Source organism: Lonsdalea britannica (genome assembly GCF_003515985.1).
GTDB lineage: Bacteria > Pseudomonadota > Gammaproteobacteria > Enterobacterales > Enterobacteriaceae > Lonsdalea > Lonsdalea britannica.
Window position 1 is genome coordinate 1060032 of sequence record NZ_CP023009.1, and the last position, 25976, is coordinate 1086007.

The window sequence follows — 25976 nt, forward strand, 5'->3', positions numbered from 1 at the left end:
TATTAAAGCTGGCGCATCTGGATCTTCATGATGGTGGACATCAGCGGGCTTATCCACTGTATGACGGCCCTTTCGCATTTCACGCCAGACTCTTCGCGCGACGCCTCATCGGCGTGGTCAGTACCGAGTCATCACAAAGCAGGGGCAAAAGAGAGTTTAACCTCACTCAGGACTGATACCGGCGGGATAAATAGGTCCAGGTGCAGAATCAAGGGAGCATGGGGTCAGGATGGGTAAAGGGAGCAAGCTGTTGAGCAGGAATAGGTCATCACAACGGTCTTTTGAGCCACGCAGACACTTGCAGAACCCGACTCACGTCCACCAATCCTGTCCCGACATGGCGTGTGACCCTCACCGGGGGGCGGGACTACAGGGTCTGTGCTGGCACGGTGCAGATACAGTGCGGCTCTGTCCGCGTCTTTCTCCGCCCCAACGCAAAAACCCCCAGCTTGCGCTGAGGGTTTCTACTTTAATTAATGCCTGGCAGTTCCCTACTCTCACATGGGGAGACCCCACACTACCATCGGCGCTACGGCGTTTCACTGCTGAGTTCGGCATGGGGTCAGGTGGGACCACCGCGCTATCGCCGCCAGGCAAATTCTGTTTCATCCCAACCGTTACGTCCTACTTCCACGCAACCATCAGAACCAATCTTCGAACAAGCTGAATACGTCTCTCTAAAAACACCTTCGGTGTTGTAAGGTTAAGCCTCTCGGGTCATTAGTACTGGTTAGCTCAACGTATCGCTACGCTTACACATCCAGCCTATCTACGTCGTCGTCTTCAACGGCCCTTCAGGGGACTCAAGGTCCCAGGGAAGACTCATCTCGGGGCAAGTTTCCCGCTTAGATGCTTTCAGCGGTTATCTCTTCCGCACTTAGCTACCGGGCAATGCCATTGGCATGACAACCCGAACACCAGTGGTGCGTTCACTCCGGTCCTCTCGTACTAGGAGCAACCCCCCTCAATCTTCCAACGCCCACGGCAGATAGGGACCGAACTGTCTCACGACGTTCTAAACCCAGCTCGCGTACCACTTTAAACGGCGAACAGCCGTACCCTTGGGACCTACTTCAGCCCCAGGATGTGATGAGCCGACATCGAGGTGCCAAACACCGCCGTCGATATGAACTCTTGGGCGGTATCAGCCTGTTATCCCCGGAGTACCTTTTATCCGTTGAGCGATGGCCCTTCCATTCAGAACCACCGGATCACTAAGACCTGCTTTCGCACCTGCTCGAGCCGTCACTCTCGCAGTCAAGCTAGCTTATGCCTTTGCACTAACCTCCTGATGTCCGACCAGGATTAGCTAACCTTCGTGCTCCTCCGTTACTCTTTGGGAGGAGACCGCCCCAGTCAAACTACCCACCAGACACTGTCCGCAACCCCGATTAGGGGCCCACGTTAGAACATCAAACATTAAAGGGTGGTATTTCAAGGTTGGCTCCATGCAGACTGGCGTCCACACTTCAAAGCCTCCCACCTATCCTACACATCAAGGCTCAAGGTTCAGTGTCAAGCTATAGTAAAGGTTCACGGGGTCTTTCCGTCTTGCCGCGGGTACACTGCATCTTCACAGCGAGTTCAATTTCACTGAGTCTCGGGTGGAGACAGCCTGGCCATCATTACGCCATTCGTGCAGGTCGGAACTTACCCGACAAGGAATTTCGCTACCTTAGGACCGTTATAGTTACGGCCGCCGTTTACCGGGGCTTCGATCAAGAGCTTCGCCTTGCGGCTGACCCCATCAATTAACCTTCCGGCACCGGGCAGGCGTCACACCGTATACGTCCACTTTCGTGTTTGCACAGTGCTGTGTTTTTATTAAACAGTTGCAGCCAGCTGGTATCTGCGACTGGTATCAGCTCCGGGAGCAAGTCCCTTCACCAACACCAGCGTGCCTTCTCCCGAAGTTACGGCACCATTTTGCCTAGTTCCTTCACCCGAGTTCTCTCAAGCGCCTTGGTATTCTCTACCTGACCACCTGTGTCGGTTTGGGGTACGATTTCGTGTTACCTGGAGCTTAGAGGCTTTTCCTGGAAGCTTGGCATCGGCTACTTCATCACCGTAGTGACTCGTCATCACGCCTCAGTGTTAATGATGTTCCGGATTTACCAAAAACATCCACCTACACGCTTAAACCGGGACAACCGTCGCCCGGATAACCTAGCCTTCTCCGTCCCCCCTTCGCAGTAACACCAAGTACAGGAATATTAACCTGTTTCCCATCGACTACGCCTTTCGGCCTCGCCTTAGGGGTCGACTCACCCTGCCCCGATTAACGTTGGACAGGAACCCTTGGTCTTCCGGCGTGCGGGTTTTTCACCCGCATTATCGTTACTTATGTCAGCATTCGCACTTCTGATACCTCCAGCAACCCTCACAGGCCACCTTCGCAGGCTTACAGAACGCTCCCCTACCCAACAACACCTAAGTGTCGCTGCCGCAGCTTCGGTGCATGGTTTAGCCCCGTTACATCTTCCGCGCAGGCCGACTCGACCAGTGAGCTATTACGCTTTCTTTAAATGATGGCTGCTTCTAAGCCAACATCCTGGCTGTCTGGGCCTTCCCACATCGTTTCCCACTTAACCATGACTTTGGGACCTTAGCTGGCGGTCTGGGTTGTTTCCCTCTTCACGACGGACGTTAGCACCCGCCGTGTGTCTCCCGTGATAACATTCTTCGGTATTCGTAGTTTGCATCGAGTTGGTAAGCCGGGATGGCCCCCTAGTCGAAACAGTGCTCTACCCCCGAAGATGAGTTCACGAGGCGCTACCTAAATAGCTTTCGGGGAGAACCAGCTATCTCCCGGTTTGATTGGCCTTTCACCCCCAGCCACAAGTCATCCGCTAATTTTTCAACATTAGTCGGTTCGGTCCTCCAGTTAGTGTTACCCAACCTTCAACCTGCCCATGGCTAGATCACCGGGTTTCGGGTCTATACCCTGCAACTTAACGCCCAGTTAAGACTCGGTTTCCCTGCGGCTCCCCTATTCGGTTAACCTTGCTACAGAATATAAGTCGCTGACCCATTATACAAAAGGTACGCAGTCACCCTGATAAATCAAGGCTCCCACTGCTTGTACGTACACGGTTTCAGGTTCTATTTCACTCCCCTCGCCGGGGTTCTTTTCGCCTTTCCCTCACGGTACTGGTTCACTATCGGTCAGTCAGGAGTATTTAGCCTTGGAGGATGGTCCCCCCATATTCAGACAGGATAACACGTGTCCCGCCCTACTCATCGAACTCACAACTCATGCCTCTTCGTGTACGGGACTATCACCCTCTGTCGTGCGACTTTCCAGACGCTTCCACTAAGACACAAACTGATTCAGGTTCTGGGCTCCTCCCCGTTCGCTCGCCGCTACTAGGGGAATCTCGGTTGATTTCTTTTCCTCGGGGTACTGAGATGTTTCAGTTCCCCGGTTCGCCTCATGTCACTATGTATTCATGACATGATAGTGCAACGGATTGCACTGGGTTTCCCCATTCGGGTATCGTCGGGTATAACGGTTCATATCACCTTACCGACGCTTATCGCAGATTAGCACGCCCTTCATCGCCTCTGACTGCCTAGGCATCCACCGTGTACGCTTAGTCACTTAACCTCACAACCCGAAGGTGTTTCGTAAAACACTTCGCGCTGCGATTATTTGAGAGACTCTGATACAACCAAATCACATCTCAGTACTGCACGGAGAGATATGTTCAGCTGCATCGTTTCAAATTTCAGCTTGTTCCAGATTGTTAAAGAGCAATATCTTAAACACGACTCGTTAAAGTCATCTTTAAGATATTCGGTTGATAATGCCTTTCACTCATTATCGGTATGGCGTCCCCAAGGGGATTCGAACCCCTGTTACCGCCGTGAAAGGGCGGTGTCCTAGGCCTCTAGACGATGGGGACACGAAATCCGACTAAACCTCAGGCTTAATCGTTCCGCATCAGCATGAGTCAGAGACTCATCATCAACAGGTGCGCTTTTTGCTCTTGCTTTTTCATCAGACAATCTGTGTGAGCACTTCACTAGCACTTCACTTTGGTAAGGAGGTGATCCAACCGCAGGTTCCCCTACGGTTACCTTGTTACGACTTCACCCCAGTCATGAATCACAAAGTGGTAAGCGCCCTCCCGAAGGTTAAGCTACCTACTTCTTTTGCAACCCACTCCCATGGTGTGACGGGCGGTGTGTACAAGGCCCGGGAACGTATTCACCGTAGCATTCTGATCTACGATTACTAGCGATTCCGACTTCATGGAGTCGAGTTGCAGACTCCAATCCGGACTACGACGCACTTTATGAGGTCCGCTTACTCTCGCAAGTTCGCTTCTCTTTGTATGCGCCATTGTAGCACGTGTGTAGCCCTACTCGTAAGGGCCATGATGACTTGACGTCATCCCCACCTTCCTCCGGTTTATCACCGGCAGTCTCCTTTGAGTTCCCACCATTATGTGCTGGCAACAAAGGATAAGGGTTGCGCTCGTTGCGGGACTTAACCCAACATTTCACAACACGAGCTGACGACAGCCATGCAGCACCTGTCTCAGAGTTCCCGAAGGCACTAAAGCATCTCTGCTAAATTCTCTGGATGTCAAGAGTAGGTAAGGTTCTTCGCGTTGCATCGAATTAAACCACATGCTCCACCGCTTGTGCGGGCCCCCGTCAATTCATTTGAGTTTTAACCTTGCGGCCGTACTCCCCAGGCGGTCGACTTAACGCGTTAGCTCCGGAAGCCACAGTTCAAGACCGCAACCTCCAAGTCGACATCGTTTACAGCGTGGACTACCAGGGTATCTAATCCTGTTTGCTCCCCACGCTTTCGCACCTGAGCGTCAGTCTTTGTCCAGGGGGCCGCCTTCGCCACCGGTATTCCTCCAGATCTCTACGCATTTCACCGCTACACCTGGAATTCTACCCCCCTCTACAAGACTCTAGCTTGCCAGTTTCAAATGCAGTTCCCAAGTTAAGCTCGGGGATTTCACATCTGACTTAACAAACCGCCTGCGTGCGCTTTACGCCCAGTCATTCCGATTAACGCTTGCACCCTCCGTATTACCGCGGCTGCTGGCACGGAGTTAGCCGGTGCTTCTTCTGCGGGTAACGTCAATGAATAAGGCTATTAACCTTACTCCCTTCCTCCCCGCTGAAAGTACTTTACAACCCGAAGGCCTTCTTCATACACGCGGCATGGCTGCATCAGGGTTTCCCCCATTGTGCAATATTCCCCACTGCTGCCTCCCGTAGGAGTCTGGACCGTGTCTCAGTTCCAGTGTGGCTGGTCATCCTCTCAGACCAGCTAGAGATCGTCGCCTAGGTGGGCCTTTACCCCGCCTACTAGCTAATCCCATCTGGGTTCATCCGATGGTGTGAGGCCCGAAGGTCCCCCACTTTGGTCTTGCGACGTTATGCGGTATTAGCTACCGTTTCCAGTAGTTATCCCCCTCCATCGGGCAGATCCCCAGACATTACTCACCCGTCCGCCGCTCGCCGGCAAAGTAGCAAGCTACTTTCCGCTGCCGCTCGACTTGCATGTGTTAGGCCTGCCGCCAGCGTTCAATCTGAGCCATGATCAAACTCTTCAATTAAAAGCTTGATTTGCTAAGTTAATAGCGATGCTCAAAGAATTTACTGTTCATTCGTAATGAATTAACTGTTGTTCACTCTTCAAGACTTTTTCGTATCTAGTTGCGATAGTGTCTTGTGAGTGCCCACACAGATTGTCTGATTAAATTGTTAAAGAGCGTTTCGTTGCCGCCGAGGCGACTAACGTGAGGCCGCGTATATTACGCTTACCTCATTCAGAGTCAACGACTTTTTTCGTTTTTCTCCGACTGTTACTGCGATGCGTTGTCCGCTTTGCCGTGTCAGTGGGAGCGCATTATAGGGAGTTATTTCGGGCTGACAAGCGTTAATATGAAAAATATTATCGAGTGGATTCTTTTTGCCCAAAGCGTATGTAAAACCCGCGATTTACCACTGTATCGTCTAGAATTCACACACCGTCAGAAACGATTGCGGTATTTCCCTACCGATTCCCGGACAGCCAGCTCCGGCGTCAACGTCAAAACATTCGGCGGAGAGTCAGGATCCGTCATTCGATACAGCAGGGTGTCGATAGCCAGCTCGCCCAATTCATCCTTCGGTTGCTGAATGGTCGTTAAAGGCGGAGAGAGATAGCGCGCCAGCTCTATATCGTCGTACCCCATCACCGCCACATCTTCAGGAATAGACAATCCGGCCTGATGCAACGCGCGGTAAACGCCCACCGCCATCGCATCGTTACAGGCAAAGACCGCTTCAGGCGGCAATTCTAGCCTCAGTAACTGCTGCATTGCTTGATAACCAGAAGCAAATTCGAAATCGCCGGAGACTTCATAGAAAGAAGGACGGGGCAGTCCCGCATCGTCCATCGCTTTACGGTAACCCTCCAGACGATTATGCGCCGTGGTTTTATCCAGCGGCCCGGTAATGCAGGCGATACGACGATAGCCTTGCGTTATCAGGTATCGCGTTGCGATCTCACCGCCCTGCAGAGAATTGTCTTTAATCACCCCGCCGCAACCTTCGAAGGGCGCCCAGTCCATCATAACGGTAGGTAAAGAAGGGTAGCGGCGCATGATGTCAGGAGAAAGCGCGCTGCTTTCCGAACACATTAATAGCAGACCATCCACACGCTTTTGCAACAACGTCTCCAGACTGCGACTCATGCGTTCAGGGTCGCCTTCCGTATTACACAGAATCAGACTGTAGCCACGTTCATAGCAGCTGCGCTCCACGCCGCGCACAACCTCCGCATAAAAGGGGTTGCTGCTCGCCGTCAGCAGCATACCGATCGTGCGGGTTTGATTGATTTTCAGACTCCGAGCCAACGCGGACGGTGCGTAGTTCAACTGCTTAACCGCCTGCAAGACTTTCTCGCGCACGGCTTCGCTGACAAAACGGTCGCCATTGATAACGTGGGATACCGTCGACGTGGATACGCCCGCCACTCGGGCGACATCTTTCATCGTTGCCAAAAATCACTCCTGTTCCTGCAAAAATGCCTCTATTTCATGACGCCACGGTACTGACGGCTGACCACCGCGTCGCGTTACCGCGATTGCCGCCGCCGCATGAGCGAAACGAACGGCCTCCCGCATCGGCATCTCTTCGAGCAATGCTGTCAGCAAAGCGCCGTTGAAAGTATCGCCCGCGGCGATGGTATCAACAGCCTCCACGTGAAACCCCGGGATCAGCTGCCCATGCCCCTGTTCACTCACCCACGCGCCGCGACGCCCCAAAGTAATAATCACACACCCCACACCTTTATCATGCAGCGCCTGCGCCGCGCGCTGAGCATCAGCGTCGGTTTCCACTCGAATACCGGTCAGATGCTGCGCCTCGGTTTCGTTAGGCGTCATCATATCCACCAGCGCGAGCAATTCATCTGGCAGAGGACGCGCAGGCGCGGGGTTGAGGATGACACGGGTGCCGTGTCGCCGCGCTAACTGAGCGGCGGCTATCACGGTTTCTAACGGGGATTCCAGTTGCATCAACAGCGCGGACGCCTCTGCTATCTGCTGCTGAAACCGCGCCATTACGCCAGGACTCAAGGCCGCATTCGCCCCAGCGTGAATGGCGATCATATTTTCAGCGTCATCGTTGACCCAAATCAGCGCCACACCGGTCGTCTGACCGGGGACCGCCTCCACGGCGGAGATATCGACATGGTCTTCCGCCAGCTGCTGACGAATACGCTGACCGATATCGTCGGCCCCTACGCAGGCGATAAAAGCGATATCCGCCCCACCGCGCCCGGCCGCAACGGCCTGATTAGCCCCTTTGCCGCCAAAGGCCACGTTATAATGCTTACCGATCACCGTTTCACCGGGCGAAGGGAACTGCGCCAGATTGAGAATATGATCCGCATTGATGCTGCCCAGCACCACCAGTCTTCCGGCTTTCATCGCACGCTCTCCCAATGAACACGCCGCGTTGAACCGCGGCGCATCCGTCAATACGTTATGGTTTGGTCATTAACTTCAAATCGACGGGGATCACCGCAGGTACCTGTTCGCCTTTCAGGACTTTATCCGCCGTCTGAACGCCGATGATACCAATCTGATCCGGGCGCTGAGCCACCGTTGCAGCCAGCTTGCCGCCGTTAACGGCTTTTATCCCGTCCGTCGTGCCATCAAATCCCACCACCAGCACATCATCTCTGCCCGCCGTCTGCAAAGCGCGCAACGCGCCCAGCGCCATTTCGTCGTTTTGCGCGAACACCGCTTTCACCGCAGGATGCGCCGTCAGCAGATTTTGCATGACGTTCAACCCTTTGGTGCGATCAAAATCCGCCGGCTGACTGGCCAGAATGTCGAAATGGTGCTGCTTTGCCGATGTCATGAAACCGCGACCGCGTTCGCGGGCCGCCGATGTTCCCGCCAGTCCTTCCAACTGGATGACTTTCGCGCCTTCGCCCAGCTTACCGGAGATAAAGTCTGCTGCTGCGGCTCCGCCAGCGGCGTTGTCCGACGCCACATGGCTGACGACCTTACCGCTGCTGGCAACGCGATCCAATGTAATCACCGGGATGTTGGCCTGATTGGCCATTTTGATGGCATTTCCCACCGCATCGGAGTCGGTGGGGTTAATCAGCAGCAGCCGGGCGCCGCGAACGGTCAGGTCCTGCACGTTTGATAACTCTTTCGCCGGGTTATTCTGCGAATCCAGCACAACCAGGTTATAGCCTTGTTTGTCCGCCTCTTTCTGGACGCCATCCTTCAATGAAACAAAGAAGGGATTGTTCAGCGTCGACACCACCAGTGCGATGGTCTCTTTGGCCGCAACCTGAGCGGAGAGCGTTGCGCTTAAGGCAACGGCGGAAATTAACGTCACAAGCGTTTTGATTTTCATCTTTAAGATTCCTGTTTCAATGACGGTTATTTACTGCTTTTGTTGTCTACCAGAACCGCCAGCAGAATCACGGCCGCTTTGACGATCATTTGGTAGTAAGACGATACGCCCAGCAGATTCAGCCCATTGTTCAAAAATCCAAGAATCAATGCGCCAATCAGCGTACCCATGACACGCCCTTTACCGCCCGCCAGGCTGGTACCGCCCAGAACGACGGCGGCGATGGCATCCAGCTCATAACCCGACCCCGCCGTAGGCTGAGCGGACGACAGACGAGCGACTTCAATAATACCCGCCAGCGCCGACAGCAGGCCGCACAGCGCGTAGACCGCAATTTTGACCTTATCCACGCTGATGCCGGAGAGGCGAGTCGCCGCCTCATTGCCGCCCAGTGCATAGATGTAGCGTCCGAAGCGGGTGTGATGGAGCACGTACCACGCCGCCAGAAAGACGCCCGCCATTAACCAGATAGGCGTCGGCACGCCCAGCGGACGCCCAATGCCGAACCAGCCCAACACATCCGCCGACGCGGAAAAGCCGGCATTGATCGGGCTGCCGTTGGTGTAAACCATGGTGACGCCGCGTAACAGCAACATCATGACTAACGTCGCAATAAACGCCTGTACGCGACCTTTGGCGACAATGAAGCCGGTGCCCGCGCCGATAGCCGCCCCCAACCCCAGCGCGGCGAACACTGCCACCAGCGCATTGACCTCCATCCCCACCAGCGACGCCGCCACCGCGCCGGTCAGCGCCAGCAGCGATCCCACGGATAAATCAATGCCCGAGGAGAGGATCACCAGCGTCATCCCCACCGCCATAATGGCGTTGACCGACGTCTGCTGCAGAATGTTGAACAGATTGTTCAGGGTGAAGAAGTTGGGGCTCAACGCCGACACCACCGCGATTAGGATTAGCAGCGCGATTAACGACTTTTGTTCCAACAGCCACGCTTTGCCGAAGCGGCGCTTTGCGAGGATAGTGTGAGTGCTCATTTCGGCCTTACTCCTGCTCTATGCTGTAGTGTGGTTTTCCGACGGCGGCCGCCATCAACGCTTCCTGCGTCGCTTCATCGCGGGAGAATTCGCCGCTCAGACGCCCTTCGTGCATCACGAGGATGCGGTCGCTCATCCCCAGAACTTCGGGCATTTCCGACGACACCAGAATGATGCTCAGCCCTTCCTGCTTGAACTGGTTAATCAACTGGTAGATTTCCTTTTTGGCGCCGACATCCACGCCGCGGGTCGGTTCATCAAGAATCAACACCTTCGGCCGCGTCATCAGCCCGCGCGCTATCGCCACTTTTTGCTGATTGCCGCCGGAAAGTAGCCCGATGGGCTGATCCATGGAGGGCGTACGAATATGAAACAGGCGGATAAAGTCGCTCACGGCCTGCGCTTCCTCACCGTGTTTCAGCGTTCCGTTGGTATGGCTGAAATAACGTAGCGCCGTCAGAGACATGTTTTCCTTTACCGACATGCCGAGCACCAGCCCGTCGCGCTTGCGGTCCTCGGAGATATAAACGATGCCGTTCGCCAAACCGTCTTGCGGTGAACGCGTCACGACATCCCGGCCATCCAGCGTTACCGTGCCGCCTGTACGGGGCAACGCGCCGTAGAGGATTTTCATCAACTCTGTGCGACCCGCGCCCATCAGACCGGAAACGCCGAGAATCTCACCCTTGCGCAAGGTAAAGCTGACCGGCTCTACGCCCGGCCCGGAGACCCGATCGACGCGCATCCGAACTGCCCCCGGCGCCTGAGCGAGGCGAGGATATTGATCTTCGAGCTTGCGACCCACCATCATCTCGATCAGCCGCTCTTCCTGCAGATCGCCAATCGGAAGCTCGCCGATAAACTGCCCGTCGCGCATTACCGTGACATCGTCGCACACCTCAAAAATCTCTTTCAGGCGATGAGAGATGTAGACCAGCCCGCAGCCTTGCGCCTTCAACTCGCCGATGACGCTGAATAAAGAGGCGGTTTCGGTATCGGTCAACGCGTCCGTGGGCTCATCCATGACGATGACCTTCGACTCAAAACTGAGCACCTTGGCGATTTCCACCATTTGCTGATCGCCAATCGACAGCTCTCCTACCGGTCGACGGCTGTCATAACGCAGGTTTAACCGCTGCAGCAGGCGATCCGCTTCGGCATACATGCGTTTCCAGTCGATGCGGCCGAGCGGCGTCGTAAATTCTCGTCCCAGGAAGATATTTTCTGCGATGGTCAGCTGCGGGATCAGATTCAGCTCCTGATGGATGATGCCGATCCCCGCTTCCTGCGACGCCTTGGGTCCGCTAAAGGCGACGTCTTCGCCGAGAAAATGCAGGCTCCCGGCGTCTTTGCGATAGATCCCGGTCAACACTTTCATCAGAGTGGATTTACCCGCGCCGTTCTCGCCCACCAGCGCCATGACTTTGCCCGGATAGACGTTCAACCCCGCGCCGGATAGCGCTTTGACGCCCGGAAAGGATTTGGTAATGCCGTGCAGTTGCAGTAAAGGTTGCATAGCGGCCTCAGAAAGTGACGCCCGCGCACAGGATGACGTTCGCATAGGGGGAGCACTCCCCACTGCGGATCACGGCCCGGCATTGTGCGCTTTGCTGTTTGAAGGCGTCATGGGTGACGTAATGCAGCGAAATCGTGTTTCCCTGACGTTGTTCAAGCTGCAGCAAATGCTGCAACAACGCATCGTGGATGCGGGGATTGTTTTCGACGATCTCGTTGGCCAGAATAGCCGCTTCCACCTGCATTTCCGCCGTCGCCGTCTCCACCACCTGCATAAACTCGGGCACGTTGTGAGTGAGCGCCAGATCGATGCGTAGGGTCGTCTCCGCCACCGGCAGTCCGGCATCCGCGATCGCAATGCTGTCGGTATGCCCCAGACGGGCTATCACCTCGGAGATCGCGGTATTCAGCAGCACACCTTTTTTCATCATTCCCCCTGAGCGAAACGTTTCGCGTGCCGGAATAATGAGCAAACGGCGGTGGGAAGACAATCAAGATGTAGCCGAAATGTGATCGCCATCGAAACGTTTCGCTCGCGCAATAAAAACCAGGGAGAGAACGTATTAAAGGAAGGAGAAATCGAAAGAACAGAAACTGGGGCGGGGAAACCCGCCCGGAGAAGAGGAACGTTCGAGAGGCGTTAGTTCTGGATTTTCTTCACCTGTTTCACATCCAGCTCTGCGGAATTGAAACCTTTATCCAGCTCGCCTTGCAGCTCGACCTTGTCGGTCGGCGTCACGCTCTGACCGTTCCAGTATTTGTCGTCGATCTCGACCGTTATCGTACCGGTCTCGTCGCGGAACAGGTAATCCTCGCTGCCGACGCGACGCTCAATATGGCCGCGCACCGTCACCCAACTATCATCTTTCAGATCTTTGGCTTTCGCCACCGTCGTCACGCTGCCGTCGGGACCAGAAAACCCGCCAGCGGGATGCGATGAGGACGCGGACGTATTAGGCTCCACAAATCCGCCGGTCTGGGCGGCAAAAACCGGGGCGGAACACAGGGCGGTGATAGCGAATAGTGCTGCTGTTTTTTTCATAAAAACTCCTTAATACCGTTGATTGCCGTAGGGTAAAACTGCGTTTTATTTGCCTTACAGCGCCACTAAAACAAAATGTTCTTAACAGGATCTTAAGGATAGCCAATTATCCATTATCTTTATCAATACGGTGGTCGGCGCCACATTTCCGGGCCTTTGGGCTGTTCTCTCAGTACCATCCCCCGATAACATCCCCTCAACGCAAGGCGGGAGAAAATGAGAATACTGCTGATAGAAGATGACCGGCTGATAGGCGACGGCATCAAGGCTGGATTGAGCAAACTGGGGTTTAGCGTCGACTGGTTCCTGCAAGGCGAACAGGGGATGCAGGCCTTGCATGCCGCCCCTTACGACGCGGTAGTGCTGGACCTGAGCCTGCCTGAAATGGATGGTCTGGTCATCCTGCGGCGCTGGCGGCAGGCCGGAGAGTCAATCCCGGTGCTGATTCTGACCGCGCGCGACGCGCTGGAAAACCGGGTCCAGGGATTGCAGGACGGCGCAGACGACTACCTGTGTAAACCGTTCGCCCTCACGGAAGTGGCTGCGCGGCTGCAGGCGCTGATTCGCCGCCGTCATGGCGAGCTGCGGCCAAAGCTTGTCTACGACAACGTGGCGTTAGAGCCGGGCACGCGCACCGTCACCGTCGACGATCGTCCCGTCGAATTGAAGTCGCGCGAACTGGCGCTGCTGGAGCTGTTCATGATGAACGCCGGTCGAATTCTGACGCGCGCGCAGTTGGAGGAAAAGCTGTACGGCTGGGACGATGACGTGTCCAGCAACGCCGTGGAAGTCCACATTCATCATCTGCGCAAAAAGCTGGGCAGCCACGTCATCCGTACCGTCCACGGCGTAGGTTACCGGCTGGGAGATGCCCCGTGAAAAGATTAAATCTGCGCCTCCGTCTGCTGCTGGGATTCATGCTGCTGACGCTGCTGTGCTGGGGCGCGGCCGCCATCCTGGCCTGGCAACAGACCCGGCACAACATCGACGAACTGTTCGATACCCAGCAACTGCTATTCGCCAAACGACTGGCCACCCTCACGCCGCAGGATCTCCAACCACAGGAGCTGCCCGCCGCCCGGCAAATCATGAAAAGGGCGCGCGGCGAGCAGGATGAGGATGCGCTGGCCTTCGCCATTTTCCGGGCCGACGGACAGCGGGTGCTGAGTGATGACGACAACGGCAAACGGTTTATGTTCTCCGACTATCAGCACGATGGATTCACCACCGGCCAATTACACAATGACGACGATCTCTGGCGGTTAGTGTGGCTGACCACGCCGGATAAACGCTATATCGTGGCCGTCGGGCAGGAGGTGGAATATCGCCACGATATGGCGATCGCCATCGTGAAAACCAATCTCACGCCCTGGCTGGCCGCCTTGCCCGTCATGCTGCTCTTGCTGTTCCTGTTGGTCACCTACGAGCTGCGGCCGCTGACGCATATCGCGCGCCAGCTCGGACAACGTCGCCCGGATGACGAGTCGCCCATCGCCGCGCCGAGACTGCCGCAAGAAGTGCGCCCGCTGGTGGACGCCCTGAACGACCTGTTCGCCCGCATCAACGCCATGCTGACGCGGGAGCGACGTTTCACCTCTGATGCCGCCCATGAACTGCGTAGCCCGTTAGCCGCGCTGAAAGTTCAGGCCGAGGTCGTCCAACTGGCTCATGACGATGAAGAGATGCGGCGACGCGCGCTCGGCCAGTTAGACGCAGGCATAGATCGTGCGACCCGGCTGGTCGATCAACTGCTGACCCTCTCTCGTCTCGACGTCGACAACGATCCCGCCTCATCGGAAACGGTCCATTGGCAGCCGCTGCTTCAACAGGCCGTTGCCGATCAGACAGAGGAAGCCCGACGTCAGGGCGTGACGCTCCACCTCAATACGCCAGAAACGCCGGTGGTCACGCCGGGCAACACGCTGCTGCTGACACTGCTGGTGCGCAATCTGCTGGATAATGCCATTCGTTATGGCCGTAACGGCGCAAGCGGCGTCGTGCGCGTCAGGCTCACGATAGAGGGGTTGGAAGTGGCCGACGAAGGGCCGGGCGTACACGAAGAGATATTGCTGCGGTTGGGCGAACGCTTCTTTCGTCCGCCCGGTCAGGAAGCATCGGGCAGCGGACTGGGCCTGTCGATAGTGAACCGCATCGCCCATCTGCATGGCATGACGACACGGTTCGCGAATCAGCCGGGCGGCGGGTTCTCCGCCCAACTGACCTGGCCGCTAACCCGAGGTCACTAAATTTCCACCTGAATCCCTAGTTCAATCAGCCGATTAGGTGGAATTTCAAACTGATCGGCGGCTCTCAATGCGTTGCGGCTCAGCATCATGAACAGCTTGCCGCGACCGCGCATATACCACGGACGTTTGCCCATAATCAGCGATTCGTTAGACATGAAGAAGGTGGTTTCCAGCATCTGACAGGTCAAGCCGTCCTGCCAGCAGCGGTGGAAAACTTCTTCCACGTTGGGCGTTTCCCGCCATCCGTAGCTGGCGATAACCCGCCAGAAAGAAGGCGAAAGCTGTTCGACCGTCACACGACGAGCGTTGTGTACGTACGGCGCATCTTCGGTCCGCATCGTCAGCAGCACCACGCGTTCGTGCAACACCTTGTTATGTTTCAAGTTATGCAGCAGTGCGAACGGGATGACGTGCGTTGCCCGGGAGAAGTACACCGCCGTGCCCGGCACCCGCACCGGCGGGTTTTTCTCCAGTGAAGCGATCATCGCCTCCAGCGAGTTGCCGTGCTCATTCAGCCGCCTCATCAGGCGGAAACGCTCGCTCTTCCAGGTCGTCATGATGACGAACATCACCATGCCCAACGCCAAAGGCAACCAGCCGCCGGAGAAAATTTTCACGGCGTTGGCCAGAAACATCGGAACGTCGATCATCAGCAGCACCGCCAACACCAGATAGACCACGTAGCGATACCAGTGCCAGTTTTTAACCGCGACGATACACACCAGAATACTGGTCAGCACCATCGTCCCCGTCACGGCGATCCCATAGGCCGCAGCCAGTCGACTCGAGTGTTCGAAGCTGACGATCACCAGCACCACCGCCACATACAGCAGCCAGTTGATCACCGGAATATAGATTTGCCCGGACTCCATATCGGAGGTATGCACAATCTTCATCGGCGGCAAATAGCCGAGACGCACCGCCTGGCGAGTGAGCGAGAAGACGCCGGAGATCACCGCCTGTGAAGCGATGATTGTCGCGAAAGCGGCCAGCACCAGCAGCGGGATCAACGCCCAGTCAGGCGCCAGCAGGAAGAAGGGGTTTTTAATCGCTTCGGGATCTTTCAGCAGCAGCGCGCCCTGACCGAAGTAGTTGAGTATCAACGACGGCAGTACCACCAGGAACCAGGCGATGCGGATAGGCAATTTGCCGAAGTGACCCATATCGGCGTACAAGGCTTCGACCCCGGTGATAGCCAGCACCACCGCGCCCAACGCGAAGAAGGACACCATCTTATATTTGATGAAGAAATTCACGGCCCACATCGGGTTCAGCGCCTGCAAGACCTGCGGATGGTCGATCACGCTGCGCGCGCCGAGAATGCCGAGCGTCAGGAACCAGACTAGCATCACCGGGGCAAACAGACTCCCAACGCGCCCGGTACCGTGCTTTTGGATCATGAACAAGAGCGTCAGCACAGCGATGGAGACGGGGACGATATAAGATTCCAACGAGGGCGCGACGATATCCAACCCCTCTATCGCCGACATCACTGAGATAGCCGGTGTTATGACGACTTCGCCGTAAAAAAAGCTGCCGCCGATCAACCCCATAATAACGACTATCGCCGTGATCCGGTCCGAGGTGTTGCGCCCGGCCAGAGACATCAATGTCAGTATGCCCCCTTCTCCGGCGTTGTCGGCCCGCATGACGTAACTCAGGTATTTCATTGAAACGACTAAGACCAACAGCCAGAAAATCAGCGACAGAAAACCGTATACAGAATCCGATCCCACGCCGAAACCAAACTGCCCCGACAAACATTCCCTAAGCGTATAGAGAGGACTGGTACCGATATCGCCGTATACCACCCCTATAGCTGCCAGCGTAATCGCTGGCAATGGACGTTTATGTTCTGAATTCATAAACCCTATCTTCTATAGTCCATTAACACACTGAACCACCCATGCGTTGAGTAGCCCCAAAAACGCTCAGTATGCACAAATCACGCTAAAAGCCCATTTTTAAAACCCGCCATCCTGTTTCATCCACAGGACAATTATTGATTAACGCCGCTAACAATGCCCATAATCAGCTAATAATTCTTCAGCCAGACTGCTAATCTCAAACAGTGATTGACGGCAATGATGGATAAATAATGATACAACCCACCGCGCTGGCTGACCGAATCGCCCGCCTGAGCCAAGCCCTCGAACACGGCCTGTACGAAAGACAACATGCCATACGCTTATGCCTACTGGCCGCGCTGAGCGGAGAAAGCGTCTTTTTACTTGGACCGCCAGGGATCGCGAAAAGCCTGATTGCCCGCCGTCTGAAATATGCGTTCAGAGACTCCCGGGCTTTCGAATATCTGATGACGCGTTTTTCCACCCCGGAAGAGGTCTTCGGACCGTTGTCGATTCAGGCGCTAAAAGATGAAGGACGCTACCAGCGTCTGACCTCCGGCTATCTGCCGGAAGCGGAAATCGTTTTTCTGGATGAAATCTGGAAAGCGGGCCCGGCGATACTGAATACCCTACTGACCGCCATCAACGAACGACGCTTTCGCAACGGCGACAGTGAAGAACCGATTCCCATGCGTCTGCTGGTCACCGCCTCCAACGAACTGCCGGAAGCCGATAGCAGTCTGGAAGCCCTGTACGACCGTATGTTGATCCGCCTGTGGCTTGGCCGCGTGCAGGATAAACAGAATTTCCGGGCCATGCTGACCACCAGCGGCGGGGAACGCGATAATCCGGTTAGCGAAGCCCTGAGCGTCAGCGGCGAAGAGTATGTGCAGTGGCAGTCGCTCATTAACCAGATAACGTTGCCCGACGCCTGTTTCGATTTGATTTTCCAACTGCGCCAGCTGCTGGACTCGCAGGAAAATGCGCCTTATGTCTCCGATCGCCGGTGGAAAAAAGCGATTCGGCTGCTTCAAGCCTGCGCCTTCTTTAGTGGAAGGGACAACATTACGCCGGTGGATATCATCCTGCTCAAAGATTGCCTGTGGCATGACAACACCTCGTTCGATCTGGTGGAGCAGCTAATGAATCAGCTAATGACCGAGCACGCCTACCAGCAGCAGACGCTGCTTTTCCGGCTACAGCAGCTTAATCTGGAACGGCAACAGTACGAACAGCAGCAGAGTGAGCTTCAGGCCTTTCGGGTGGAAAAACAGGGTAATTTCTTCGCCCGTAAACCGCACTACACGCTGCCTGACACCCTCGCCGACGAGCCACTGACGCTGGTGCTGCAAACCCCGTTGGTGCTGAACGATCGTACGGTTACCCATCTGGTCTTCGACACCAAGGCGTTGTCGCACTGGCTGAATGCCGGGGGAGAAATCCGCGCGAAGCTGAACGGCCTCGGATTCGGACAACGTATCGATATGAAAGTCGATGACGCTCAGCACCTGATAGTTCATGACATCAGCCTGCAAAGCACAACGCTTTCGCTACCGGACAAAAGCAACATCAAGCTGCCTGAGTCTCTGGTGCAGCAGTACGACACCTTAAAGCTGCAGCTCAAGGAACAGCAACGTCGCTTCTCACAGCATCAGCCTTGTCTGTTCATCCCGAAAGAGTGGTTCGCGAGGATTGAAGAAAGCCTGCGGCAGGTCGATGAACAGATAGAACAGTCTCGACAGGAGTAACCCCCCAATGCTGACGCTGGAATCGCTGGAGCTCCTGCTTTCTATCGATGAGAACCATCTCCTGGACGATATGCTCGTCACGCTGCTGTCTACGCCGCAGCTGGCAATGTTCTTCGAAAAGCATCCGCGACTGAAGTCCGCCGTCATGAACGATCTCCCCAAGTGGAAAACGCTGTTGCAACAGCGGCTCCATACGACGGCGGCGCCGGAAGAACTCGAAAAAGAAGTGGAAGGCTACCAACAGGCGCTGGCCACCAGCCGTCTGACGCTGCCATCGCGTATGCCGGAGTTGATGGCGCTGCTAAAAGAGGTCAATTCTCCGTTTCTGGCTCAGGCGGACAAATTACGCCACTCTCCGGATGCCTCTGACCGCGAGATGAGCGCGGGATTACACGCGCTGTTTATCCAGCGCTGGCGCGCCAGCCTGACGCAGCAGACGCTGGAACTGCATCATCGGATCGTCGATCAGGAACGAGATACGTTGATCGAGGAGCTGCAACAGCGTCTCACCGTCACCGAATCACTGATTCCGGTATTGGCGGAAAACGATACCGCGGCGGGTCGGCTCTGGGATCTTAGCGCCGGAAAGCGTCTGACGCCGGATCTGCAACCCCTGCTCGCCACCAGCGCCTTCTTGCAGCAACAGCCTGAACTCCAGCAATTGGCCGAACGCCTGGGCCGCAGTAATGAAACCAAAACGGTACTTAGCCAGACAACGCCGCTTGAAGCGTTCAAGGTGATGATTCGCGAGCCGTCCCTGACGCCGGAACAGGTCAGCGGCATCCACCAGAGCGACGACATTTTACGGCTGATCCCGACGGAGCTGTCGACGCTGGGCGTTGACGAACTGGAGTACGAATTCTATCGCCGGTTGGCGGAACATCGCCTGCTGACATACCGCCTGCAAGGCGAAGGCTGGCGCGAAAAAATTCAGGAGTGGCCGGTCGTTCATCAAAATCAGGAGCAGCAACCGCGCGGGCCATTCATCGTCTGTGTGGATACCTCAGGATCGATGGGCGGCTTCAATGAACGCTGCGCCAAGGCGTTCTGTCTGGCGTTGATGCGTATCGCGCTGGAAGACAATCGCCGCTGCTACATCATGCTGTTCTCAACGGGCGTCGTCAGCTACGAGTTGACCTCCGCCACCGGTCTGGATGAAGCGATTCGTTTCCTTAATCAGTCATTTCGCGGCGGCACGGATATGGCGGACTGCGTCGCCGCCCTGTTGGATATCATGGCCAGTCAGCAATGGCAGGACGCGGACGCCGTCATGATCTCGGACTTTATCGCCCAGCGCCTTCCCGATCCGCTGATCGCGGAAGTTCGGCGGCGTCAGCGTCAGTATCATCATCGTTTTCATGCGGTGGCGATGTCCGATCACGGGAAACCGGGCATCTTAATGATTTTTGACCATATCTGGCGCTTCAACACCGGTCTGAAAAGCCGTTTGCAACGACGCCTGCATCACCCGAAAAGCTGAACGTTCGTTCGGCTTTTTTCCGGCATCGCCGTGATAGACGTTGCTTAAGCCCGCCATTCGCAGTAAAACGCAGAAACAGACAACAATAGAGACGTGTTATGGCCGACACCTATTCAATGGACGAACTCGACCGCAGTATCCTCGGCGCGCTGATGGAAAATGCGCGTACGCCCTATGCGGAGCTCGCCAAGCAGTTCGCGGTCAGCCCCGGCACCATCCATGTCCGGGTAGAAAAAATGAAACAGGCGGGCATTATCGTCGGCACGCGTCTGGACGTGAATCCCAAGCAACTGGGCTACGATGTATGCTGCTTTATCGGCATTATTCTGAAGAGCGCCAAAGATTACCCCTCCGCGCTCGAAAAGATGAATAACCTGGAAGAAGTGGTGGAAGCGTATTACACCACCGGGCACTACAGCGTGTTCATCAAGGTGATGTGCCGCTCTATCGACGCCCTGCAGGATGTACTTATCAACAAGATCCAGACAATTGATGAAATCCAGTCCACAGAGACCCTGATCTCCCTGCAAAACCCCATCATGCGGACGATCGCGCCCTAAGCCTTTTTTCCTATCCCCCTATTATCCACAGGTAGATCCCACCAAAATCACAGCGTACAATGGCCCGTCTTTTCATCCGACGGGATCGTGTATGACCCATATCACTCTTATTAGCGGTAGCACGCTTGGCAGCGCGGAGTACGTCGCAGAGCATTTGGAAACCCTGCTGCAACAGGCTGACTTTACCACCACGCTGTTGCATGGCCCCGAACTCAGCGAAGTTCCGACAGAAGGGTTATGGCTGGTAATCACCTCCACGCATGGCGCTGGCGACTTGCCTGACAACCTGAAAACGTTGTTTGAAAATATAGAGGCGAATAAGCCCGACCTATCGGAGATCCGTTTTGGCGCGATCGGGATCGGCAGTAAGGAGTACGACACTTACTGTGGCGCGATCCTGACAGTCGATCGCGTTTTGCAGGATCGTGGAGCAAAAAGGATCGGTGAAATCCTCAAGATCGACATCACCGAGCACGAAATTCCGGAGGATCCAGCGGAAGAATGGGTGGGATCGTGGGTTAATTTACTCAGATAATGCCTTTTTTCACTCCTTTATCTGTGGATAAAACGCGTTATAACAGGGGTAAAACCGGTAGTTATCCCAATAACAACTGCCGGTCGTTTTCTGAGCTGTGCATAACTACCCATTCAGATCCCAGCTTATACGGTGTGGGATCACCGATCTTTCACAGCTAATGATCCCGATTAAAGGATTGATCATTCTGCCGATTTTGCGGTTATCCACAGATAACGTCGATCCTAATAAGAGATCTAATAAAGAGATCTTTAAATAAAAAGATCTTTCTTTAATTACCTGACGATCAACCGCGCTTGGTCGTTCGAACAAACTTGAGTAGAATCCCCCACCCCAGGGCCGTAACGATCGTTCGCAACCACGCGAGGTGCAGTACCATGTTTTATCCAGATCCTTTTGACGTCATCGTGATCGGCGGAGGTCACGCCGGCACAGAAGCCGCGATGGCTTCTGCTCGAATGGGACGTCAAACCCTTTTACTGACGCATAACATTGATACGTTAGGACAAATGTCATGCAATCCAGCCATTGGCGGGATCGGAAAAGGACATCTGGTCAAAGAGATCGACGCCATGGGTGGCCTGATGGCCAGCGCGATCGATCAGGCGGGTATTCAGTTTAGGATACTAAACATCAGTAAAGGCCCGGCAGTACGCGCTACCCGAGCTCAGGCAGACCGCGTCCTGTATCGACAGGCGGTGAGAACGGCGCTGGAGAATCAGGAGAACCTGACGATCTTCCAGCAGGCTGTCGACGATCTGATAGTGGAAAACGATCGCGCGGTGGGTGTTGTCACCCAGATGGGACTGAAATTCCGCGCTAAATCCGTTGTTCTGACCGTCGGGACTTTCCTGGACGGCAAAATTCATATCGGGATGGATAACTACAGCGGTGGCCGTGCTGGCGATCCGCCGTCCATTCCGCTCGCTAAACGTCTGCGGGAACTGCCGCTGCGCGTCGGCCGCCTGAAAACAGGCACACCGCCGCGCATCGACGCTCGCACTATCGACTTCAGCGTTCTGGGCCAGCAGCATGGCGACAACCCGATGCCGGTGTTCTCCTTCATGGGAAGCGCCAGTCAGCATCCGGCGCAGATGCCCTGCTACATCACGCATACCAACGAACGTACGCATGAGGTGATCCGTAATAATCTGGATCGCAGCCCGATGTACGCGGGCGTTATCGAAGGCATCGGACCTCGCTACTGCCCGTCTATCGAAGACAAAGTCATGCGCTTTGCCGACCGTAATGCTCATCAGATTTTCCTGGAACCGGAAGGGCTGACCAGCAACGAGATATACCCGAACGGTATCTCAACCAGCCTGCCGTTTGACGTGCAATGGCAGATTGTTCGCTCTATGGCCGGGATGGAAAATGCACGCATTGTTCGTCCTGGCTACGCGATCGAATATGACTTTTTCGATCCGCGCGATCTCAAACCGACGCTGGAAAACAAATTTATCCACGGCCTGTTCTTTGCCGGCCAGATCAACGGCACCACCGGTTACGAAGAAGCGGCGGCTCAGGGCATGCTGGCGGGACTCAACGCCGCACGACTGGCCTTCGAACAGGATGGATGGACCCCGCGTCGCGATCAGGCCTACATCGGCGTGCTGGTGGACGATCTCTGTACGCTGGGCACCAAAGAACCGTACCGCATGTTCACTTCGCGAGCGGAATACCGTCTGATGCTGCGTGAAGACAACGCGGACCTGCGTCTGACCGAACAAGGTCGAGAACTGGGCATGGTCGACGATATTCGCTGGGCGCACTTCAACGAGAAGCTGGAAAGCATCGAAAAAGAGCGTCAACGCCTGCGTGATGTGTTCGTCCACCCGCATTCTGAGCAGGTTGCCGAAATCAACACGCTGCTGAAAGCGCCATTGTCTCGCGAAGCCAACGGTGAAGATTTGCTGCGTCGCCCTGAAATTGACTATGCGCTGCTAACGCAGTTGCCGATGTTCGCACCGGCGCTGAGTGATGCCAAAGCGGCGGAGCAGGTCGAGATTCAGGTCAAATACGAAGGCTATATCGCCCGTCAGCTGGAAGAGATCGAAAAACAGCAGCGTAATGAAAATACCTTGCTGCCTGTTGACCTGGATTATCGTCAGGTCAGCGGACTGTCGAACGAAGTGGTCGCCAAACTCAACGATCACAAGCCCGGCTCGATCGGCCAGGCGTCCCGTATCTCCGGCGTTACTCCCGCCGCCATTTCCATCTTGCTGGTGTGGTTGAAGAAACAAGGGATGTTGCGCCGCAGCGCCTAACAGAGCGCGGCTTAACGCCGCGCTGCATCATGTCTATCAAGCTAACAGAACGAAAAATCAGGATTTTGCGTGCTTACGAAACTAAACCACCTGCTGGACAGCGCTGGCATAACGTTGACCGATCGCCAGAAAACACAGCTGATACAGTACGTTGAACTGCTGAATAAGTGGAACAAGGCCTACAATCTGACTTCGGTGCGCGACCCCGGCCAAATGCTGGTGCGTCACATCATGGATAGCCTGGTGGTAGAACCGCATCTGGAAGGACAGCGCTTTATCGATGTCGGCACCGGTCCGGGTCTGCCTGGCATTCCGTTGGCCATCATCCGTCCTGACGCTCATTTCGTCCTGTTAGACAGCCTGGGCAAGCGTGTACGTTTTCTGCGTCAGGTGCAGCATGAGCTGCAGTTGGAAAATATTGAACCGGTACAGAGCCGTGTAGAGGACTTCCCTGCTGAGCCTGCGTTTGACGGCGTCATCAGCCGCGCGTTCGCGTCTCTGCAGGATATGGTCGAATGGTGCCATCATCTTCCCGCGCGACCTCAGGGCCGTTTCTACGCCCTTAAAGGCGTCCTTCCCGACGATGAGTTGCATGCCTTGCCTGAAGGGATTTCCGCCGAGTCGATCGTCAAATTGAATGTACCCGAGCAGGAAGGGGAGCGTCATTTGGTCATTCTGCGTCAGCTTTAATGTTGTTTTTTATCAAATAAGCACGAAGTAATTGCACTTTTCACCCGATAGTCAGGGACGTGCGCGTGATAAATTAGCGGCCTCAGTAATTTTTAATGTGATGTTACACAGCGGTGTCTTTAATGCATTTTGACGGGAATGTGGGGTGTGGTTTTTTTAAACAGCCTGACAGTTTCGCTGCCGTTTTACGTGACGGATATGTGTTAATGATGTGAGATAAAATTATCCGGAATGTCAATAACCGGTTTCCGCTGTGGTTTTGTTATGTTTGCTGAGTGTTGGTTTTTAACTATTTGAAATTAAATAAATAAAAATAGCTATTTTTGCTAAAGACAAAAAAAAAGCCGATCGTATATAAAACGCTGTAGCTTGTTTTATGTGAGTAATATCACACAATGTAGCCGATTTAGTGCTGGTTTTATTAAAGTCGTGTTAACAGCATAGTTAGTAAAAATAAGGCTTCTGAAATAAATTTAAATAATCGTTCACCTTTTGGCTACTTATTGATTGAATTCGCTTGGCTGAAACGTATAATTTGCTCGTTTTTTGCTGCTTGACTCGATGCTCTAAAGGCAGTTTTATACGACTTTATTCAGCATACCTCTGAGAAAAGGTACGGGGAGAGCAAGCGTCATGTCTGTACCCCTTTACAATGGGAAAGTCGCGCTGCATTCGTTGCTGATACAATGCGTAGTGATGTTGGCGTTGAGCGCTATTTTCGCTACGGTCAGCCAGAAGGCCGCGGTTTCCGCATTAGGCGGGGGATTGGCAGCCTGGTTGCCGAATATGGTGTTTATGCTGTTTGCCTTACGGCGGAACGTGCAGACACCATCAGCAGGACGCATTGCCTGGTCATTTGCTGTGGGCGAGGCGCTGAAAATGCTCTTCACCATTGCATTGTTGGTGGTGGCGTTAGGCGGGTTTCATGCGGCATTCCTTCCGCTTGGCCTGACATACTTGTCGGTGTTGGTTATCCAGATCGTGGCACCCGCTGTCATTAACCGTTACCGTAGTTAACAACAAAAAGGGTAAGAGACATCATGTCTGCTTCAGGAGAAATCTCTACTCCGCAAGAGTATATCGGCCATCATCTGACGCATTTACAGGTGGGTTCGGGCTTCTGGGCGATCAACATCGATTCGATGTTTTTCTCAGTCGCTCTTGGCATACTCTTTCTGGTTATCTTTCGTTCAGTCGCTAAAAACGCAACCAGTGGCGTGCCTGGCAAGCTGCAGACCGCAGTTGAGCTGGTCGTCGGTTTCGTGGATAGCAGCGTGCGTGATATGTATCACGGCAAGAGCAAGTTGATTGCTCCTTTGGCGCTGACCATTTTCGTCTGGGTTTTCCTGATGAACTTTATGGACCTGCTGCCGATCGATTTGCTGCCGCAAATTTGGGCGAAGATTTATAGCGCCGCCGGGCACGATCCTGCCCATGCTTATTTGCGCGTGGTACCTTCTGCCGACGTGAACATTACGCTGTCGATGGCGTTAGGCGTTTTCATTCTGATTCTGTTCTACAGCATCAAAATGAAAGGCGTGGGCGGCTTTGTCAAAGAGCTGACACTGCAGCCGTTTAATCATCCTGTCTTTATTCCTGTCAACCTGATTCTTGAAGGTGTCAGCCTGCTGTCCAAACCGGTTTCACTGGGTTTGCGACTGTTTGGCAACATGTATGCGGGTGAGTTGATCTTCATCCTGATTGCCGGCTTGTTGCCGTGGTGGTCTCAATGGTTGTTGAATGTCCCTTGGGCCATTTTCCACATCCTGATCATTACGCTTCAGGCTTTTATTTTCATGGTTCTGACGGTTGTTTATCTCTCGATGGCATCTGAAGAGCATTGATTTTCTTTCAACACAATAACGTTTTAACTGAAACAAACTGGAGACTGTCATGGAAAACCTGAGTGTGGATCTGCTGTACATGGCTGCCGCGTTGATGATGGGTTTGGCGGCTATCGGTGCTGCGATCGGTATCGGCATTCTGGGTGGTAAATTTTTGGAAGGCGCTGCACGTCAGCCCGATCTGATTCCTCTGCTGCGTACACAGTTCTTTATCGTAATGGGTCTGGTGGATGCAATCCCGATGATCGCTGTGGGTTTGGGTCTGTATGTGATGTTTGCGGTCGCCTAAACAAGCTTGTGCTTGTCAGGTGATGG

19 protein-coding genes, 1 tRNA gene and 3 rRNA genes are annotated in these 25976 nt (G+C 54.6%); 11 read left to right on the top strand and 12 right to left on the bottom strand.

The window, feature by feature from the left end:
* Positions 1–478: 478 nt before the first annotated feature.
* The 11 genes from rrf to CKQ53_RS05080 form a co-directional block, all read right to left on the bottom strand.
* A 5S ribosomal RNA gene (gene rrf / locus CKQ53_RS05030) occupies positions 479–594 on the bottom strand.
* 105 nt (positions 595–699) lie between these two features.
* Positions 700–3607, bottom strand: a 23S ribosomal RNA gene (locus tag CKQ53_RS05035).
* A 222-nt stretch (positions 3608–3829) separates the two neighbouring features.
* A tRNA-Glu gene (locus CKQ53_RS05040) sits at positions 3830–3905 on the bottom strand.
* A 137-nt stretch (positions 3906–4042) separates the two neighbouring features.
* Positions 4043–5585 (bottom strand): 16S ribosomal RNA (locus tag CKQ53_RS05045).
* The 16S, 23S and 5S rRNA genes sit together here with 1 tRNA gene alongside, the layout of an rRNA operon.
* 417 nt (positions 5586–6002) lie before the next feature.
* Complete coding sequence (rbsR, locus tag CKQ53_RS05050; protein WP_208640025.1) at positions 6003–7016, bottom strand: ribose operon transcriptional repressor RbsR; 1014 nt, start codon at positions 7014–7016, stop codon at positions 6003–6005.
* Positions 7017–7019: 3 nt separating this feature from the next.
* Entirely contained in the window at positions 7020–7946 is a 927-nt protein-coding gene (gene rbsK / locus CKQ53_RS05055; RefSeq protein WP_094117955.1) for a ribokinase, read from the bottom strand.
* A gap of 55 nt (positions 7947–8001) precedes the next feature.
* On the bottom strand, positions 8002–8892 hold the full coding sequence (rbsB, locus tag CKQ53_RS05060) for a ribose ABC transporter substrate-binding protein RbsB (protein ID WP_085650595.1): 891 nt from the start codon (positions 8890–8892) through the stop codon (positions 8002–8004).
* A 26-nt stretch (positions 8893–8918) separates the two neighbouring features.
* A complete protein-coding gene (gene rbsC, locus CKQ53_RS05065; protein ID WP_094117954.1) occupies positions 8919–9887 on the bottom strand; it encodes a ribose ABC transporter permease in 969 nt (322 codons plus the stop codon).
* Positions 9888–9894: 7 nt separating this feature from the next.
* Complete coding sequence (gene rbsA / locus CKQ53_RS05070) at positions 9895–11403, bottom strand: ribose ABC transporter ATP-binding protein RbsA (RefSeq protein WP_118894730.1); 1509 nt, start codon at positions 11401–11403, stop codon at positions 9895–9897.
* 7 nt (positions 11404–11410) lie between these two features.
* Entirely contained in the window at positions 11411–11830 is a 420-nt protein-coding gene (gene rbsD / locus CKQ53_RS05075; protein WP_094117953.1) for a D-ribose pyranase, read from the bottom strand.
* Between the two features lie 212 nt (positions 11831–12042).
* Positions 12043–12444: a YgiW/YdeI family stress tolerance OB fold protein gene (locus tag CKQ53_RS05080; RefSeq protein WP_085650599.1), complete on the bottom strand. Its 402-nt coding sequence runs from the start codon at positions 12442–12444 to the stop codon at positions 12043–12045.
* A gap of 216 nt (positions 12445–12660) precedes the next feature.
* On the opposite strand from CKQ53_RS05080, the gene qseB reads away from it, so the two are divergent.
* On the top strand, positions 12661–13323 hold the full coding sequence (gene qseB, locus CKQ53_RS05085; protein WP_094117952.1) for a quorum sensing response regulator transcription factor QseB: 663 nt from the start codon (positions 12661–12663) through the stop codon (positions 13321–13323).
* Positions 13320–14690 (top strand): quorum sensing histidine kinase QseC, encoded by a 1371-nt coding sequence (gene qseC / locus CKQ53_RS05090; RefSeq protein ID WP_118894732.1) that lies wholly within the window; start codon positions 13320–13322, stop codon positions 14688–14690. The genes qseB and qseC overlap by 4 nt, the downstream gene beginning before the upstream one ends.
* Here qseC and kup read toward each other — a convergent pair.
* A complete protein-coding gene (gene kup / locus CKQ53_RS05095; RefSeq protein ID WP_085650602.1) occupies positions 14687–16555 on the bottom strand; it encodes a low affinity potassium transporter Kup in 1869 nt (622 codons plus the stop codon). The genes qseC and kup overlap by 4 nt on opposite strands.
* A gap of 233 nt (positions 16556–16788) precedes the next feature.
* Here kup and ravA point away from each other — a divergent pair, with 233 nt between their 5' ends.
* From ravA to atpE, 9 genes are all read left to right on the top strand, one after another.
* Positions 16789–18285 carry an ATPase RavA gene (gene ravA / locus CKQ53_RS05100; protein ID WP_118894734.1) on the top strand — a complete coding sequence of 499 codons (1497 nt, stop codon included), beginning with the start codon at positions 16789–16791 and terminating at the stop codon, positions 18283–18285.
* A 7-nt stretch (positions 18286–18292) separates the two neighbouring features.
* Positions 18293–19765 carry an ATPase RavA stimulator ViaA gene (viaA, locus tag CKQ53_RS05105; RefSeq protein WP_094117951.1) on the top strand — a complete coding sequence of 491 codons (1473 nt, stop codon included), beginning with the start codon at positions 18293–18295 and terminating at the stop codon, positions 19763–19765.
* Positions 19766–19863: 98 nt separating this feature from the next.
* On the top strand, positions 19864–20325 hold the full coding sequence (asnC, locus tag CKQ53_RS05110; protein WP_094117950.1) for a transcriptional regulator AsnC: 462 nt from the start codon (positions 19864–19866) through the stop codon (positions 20323–20325).
* Positions 20326–20416: 91 nt separating this feature from the next.
* The gene (mioC, locus tag CKQ53_RS05115; protein ID WP_085650605.1) at positions 20417–20860 is read left to right on the top strand and encodes an FMN-binding protein MioC; all 444 of its coding nucleotides are present in this window, start codon (positions 20417–20419) and stop codon (positions 20858–20860) included.
* A gap of 377 nt (positions 20861–21237) precedes the next feature.
* Positions 21238–23127 (top strand): tRNA uridine-5-carboxymethylaminomethyl(34) synthesis enzyme MnmG, encoded by a 1890-nt coding sequence (gene mnmG / locus CKQ53_RS05120; RefSeq protein ID WP_085650606.1) that lies wholly within the window; start codon positions 21238–21240, stop codon positions 23125–23127.
* A gap of 69 nt (positions 23128–23196) precedes the next feature.
* Positions 23197–23817, top strand: coding sequence for a 16S rRNA (guanine(527)-N(7))-methyltransferase RsmG (rsmG, locus tag CKQ53_RS05125; protein ID WP_094117949.1), 621 nt, complete (start codon positions 23197–23199; stop codon positions 23815–23817).
* A gap of 633 nt (positions 23818–24450) precedes the next feature.
* Positions 24451–24834, top strand: a complete 384-nt coding sequence (gene atpI / locus CKQ53_RS05130; RefSeq protein ID WP_085650608.1) for a F0F1 ATP synthase subunit I — start codon at positions 24451–24453, stop codon at positions 24832–24834.
* Positions 24835–24857: 23 nt separating this feature from the next.
* Positions 24858–25661 (top strand): F0F1 ATP synthase subunit A, encoded by an 804-nt coding sequence (gene atpB / locus CKQ53_RS05135; protein ID WP_085650609.1) that lies wholly within the window; start codon positions 24858–24860, stop codon positions 25659–25661.
* Positions 25662–25710: 49 nt separating this feature from the next.
* Positions 25711–25950, top strand: coding sequence for a F0F1 ATP synthase subunit C (gene atpE, locus CKQ53_RS05140; protein WP_005976545.1), 240 nt, complete (start codon positions 25711–25713; stop codon positions 25948–25950).
* The last annotated feature ends 26 nt before the right edge of the window (positions 25951–25976 follow it).